Origin of the sequence: Pseudoduganella sp. RAF53_2, assembly GCF_052113985.1 — a bacterium.
Classification (GTDB): domain Bacteria; phylum Pseudomonadota; class Gammaproteobacteria; order Burkholderiales; family Burkholderiaceae_D; genus Rugamonas.
This window is the reverse complement of record NZ_JBFRDW010000691.1, coordinates 1-3,072: the sequence shown is the minus strand read 5'-3', so window position 1 is coordinate 3,072 and position 3,072 is coordinate 1. Positions and strand designations below refer to the sequence as shown.

Genomic DNA, 3,072 nt, shown 5'->3' with positions numbered 1-3,072 from the left:
GCGCTGGAAGGCTTCGGCACCGGAGAAGCCCAGCAGCGTCTGGCCGAATTCTCCATCCCGCTGAACAAGGGCGGTCTGATCGCGGACGCCGCCGCCGAGCGCAAAATGGCCTTTGCCACGCGCGGCGCGCAGCCRCTGACCATCGCGGAAGAGCAGCTGTTCCGCATCCTCGGCACCGACTCCATGGTGTGCCTGCCGCTGGTGACCGGCCAGCGCTGCCTGGGCGTGCTGGTGGGCGGTGCGGGCACCTGGCAGCTGYCGTCCTACCAGAAGCGCGAGCGCTTCCTGCAATCCTTCGGCACGCAAGCCGCGGCTGCGCTGGAAACGGCGATCTCGGAACGCGGCCATGCACGGCGCCAGGTGGCGCATGTGGCCGAGGAATACCGCGAGGCGTCGCGCCGCGTGGTGCACGAGGTGAACAACCCGCTGTCGATCATCAAGAACTACCTGTCGGTGCTGGATGCCAAGCTGGCGCGGCGCGAGCCGGTGGTGTCCGAAATGTCGATCCTGAACGAAGAGATCGACCGCGTCGGGCAGTTGATCCACGGCCTGGCCGACCTGCAGCCGACCGACACCGGCAGCGTGACCCATATCGGCCGCGTGGTGGACGATGTGCTGCGCCTGTTCCGCGCCACCGACTTCGTGCCGGCCTCGGTGCAGCTGATCCTGCGCATGCTGGAAGAGCCGAACGAAATCGACGGCGACGCCGACCTGCTGAAGCAGATCCTCGTCAATCTGATCAAGAACTCGGTGGAAGCCATGCCGGACGGCGGCCGCATCGAGATTTCCAATCGCGGGCTGGTCAACCGCGAACGCAAGCTGTATGTGGAACTGGTGGTGGCGGATAGCGGTCCTGGCCTGTCGGCCGAGGTGCTGGCCAATCTGTTCACCGCCGTGAAGAGCAGCAAAGAGGGCAAGCACCACGGGCTGGGGCTGTCCATCGTTCACAGCCTTGTCAAGCGCCTGGGCGGCGAGATTACTTGCCGCAGCGGCGCCACGGGTACTACTTTTGAAATCTTGCTGCCGGCCCGGGGCAGCAACAGCCAGATCGCGACCGTGCAGGCGCGCGTGATGGATTCCGTATAAGGCCATGATGAACCCGACGAACCCGAACCCACTCATGGCGTCCGACGGCGGTTTAGTTCCGCCGGCCCCCGAGTTCCAGCCTCGCCTGCTGCTGGTGGATGACGAGCCCCGTCTCCTGACGTCCCTGTATGAACTGCTGCGCGGCCACGACTACCAGCTGGTGACCGCCTCCTCGGGCAGCGAAGCGCTGACCCACCTGAACCGCCTGCAATTTGACCTCGTGCTGCTCGACCTGCGCCTGCCGGACATGAGCGGCCACGAGATCATGGACTTCATCAACGCCAAGGACATCGATGCCGACGTGATCGTGATGAGCGGCGAAGCCGGCATCGACGCCGCCATCGGCGCGCTGAAGCGCGGCGCCTACGATTACCTGCGCAAGCCGTACAACCCGCCGGAGCTGCTGAAGACCGTCGAGAACGCGCTGCAGAAGCGCCGTCTCGCGGTGGAAAACCGCCGTATCGGCCAGCGTCTGGAAAACTCGGAGAAGATGTACCGCTATCTGGTGGACTCTTCGCCGGACATCATCTACACCCTGAACCACGAGGGCTGCTTTACCTTCGTCAACGACCGCGCCTACCAGCTGCTGGGCTTTACGCGCGAAGAACTGCTGGGCAAGCACTACTCCATCCTGGTGCACGACGAAGACCAGGAACGCGCCCGCTATGTGTTCAACGAGCGCCGCGTCGATGAACGCGCCTCGCGCAATGTGGAGCTGCGCCTGAAGTGCAATTCCGGCGTCGGCGCCGACCGCACCTTCAACAACACGCTGATGACGATCTCGCTGAATGCGATCGGCATGCACGTGCCGGGCGCGGAAGTGGAGAAGCACGAATTCTTCGGCACTTACGGTGTGGCGCGCGACATCACGGACCGCAAGCGCGCCGAGGAGATGATTTCCTACCAGGCCTACCACGACATCCTGACCGACCTGCCGAACCGCATGCTGTTCAAGGACCGCCTGGGACTGGCCGTGATCCAGGCCAAGCGCAAGCTGACCGAACTGGCGGTGATGTTCGTCGACCTGGACCGCTTCAAGCTGGTCAACGACACGCTGGGCCACGTGAAGGGCGACGAGCTGCTGCAGCAAGCCGCGCTGCGCCTGAAGGAATGCCTGCGCAAGGGCGACACGCTGGCGCGCCAGGGCGGTGACGAATTCACCATCGTGCTGCCGGAGCTGCGCGACCGCGCCGATGCGAAAGCGATCGCCGACAAGTTCCTGGAAGTGCTGCAGAAGCCTTTCGATCTGGACGGCCACATCGTGCACATCTCGGCCTCCATCGGTATCGCTATCTATCCGGGCGACGGCGAGAGCATCGAGGAACTGCTGCGCCATGCCGACATCGCCATGTACCAGGTGAAGGCGCTGGGCAAGAACGGCCACAGCTTCTACCACTCCTCGATGCAGGACATGTCGCACCAGAAGATTGCGCTGGAACAGTCGCTGCGCAAGGCGCTGGAGCACAACGAACTGGAAATGTATTACCAGCCGCAGATCGACGTGGCCACCGGCCGCATCATCGGCGCCGAGGGCCTGATGCGCTGGAACCATCCGCAGCGCGGCCTGCTGTCGGCTGGCGAATTCCTGCCGTTCGCGGAAGAGAATGGCCTGATGCTGCCGATCTCGGACTGGATGATCGGCGCGCTATGCCGCGACCTGCTGATGTGGAATGCGGCCGGCGGTGACACCATCCGCCTGTCGCTCAACCTGTCCCCRCAGTATTTGGACCGCGGCGATTTCTTCGAGAAGATGCGCGGTGCGCTGCAGCGCTACGGTATTTCGCCGGCGCAGATCGAGGTGGAGATTACCGAGAATATCTGCATCCGCAATCCGCAGTACGCCATCGAGCAGTTGAACAAGCTGTGCCAGCTGGGCGTATCGGTGGCGATCGACGATTTCGGCACGGGTTATTCCTCGCTGTCCTACCTGCACCGCTTCCCGATCCACACCATCAAGATCGACCAGAGCTTCGTCAAGGAGATCCA

Annotated in this window: 2 protein-coding genes; both read left to right on the top strand. The window is 63.7% G+C overall.

Translation table 11 applies throughout. The features are described from left to right. On the top strand, positions 1-1,086 hold a 1,086-nt coding region (locus tag AB4Z11_RS27865; protein ID WP_442029085.1), incomplete at its 5' end, for an ATP-binding protein. A 34-nt stretch (positions 1,087-1,120) separates the two neighbouring features. Next, positions 1,121-3,072 (top strand): putative bifunctional diguanylate cyclase/phosphodiesterase (locus AB4Z11_RS27860; RefSeq protein ID WP_442029086.1); only part of this gene is annotated, 1,952 nt, incomplete at its 3' end.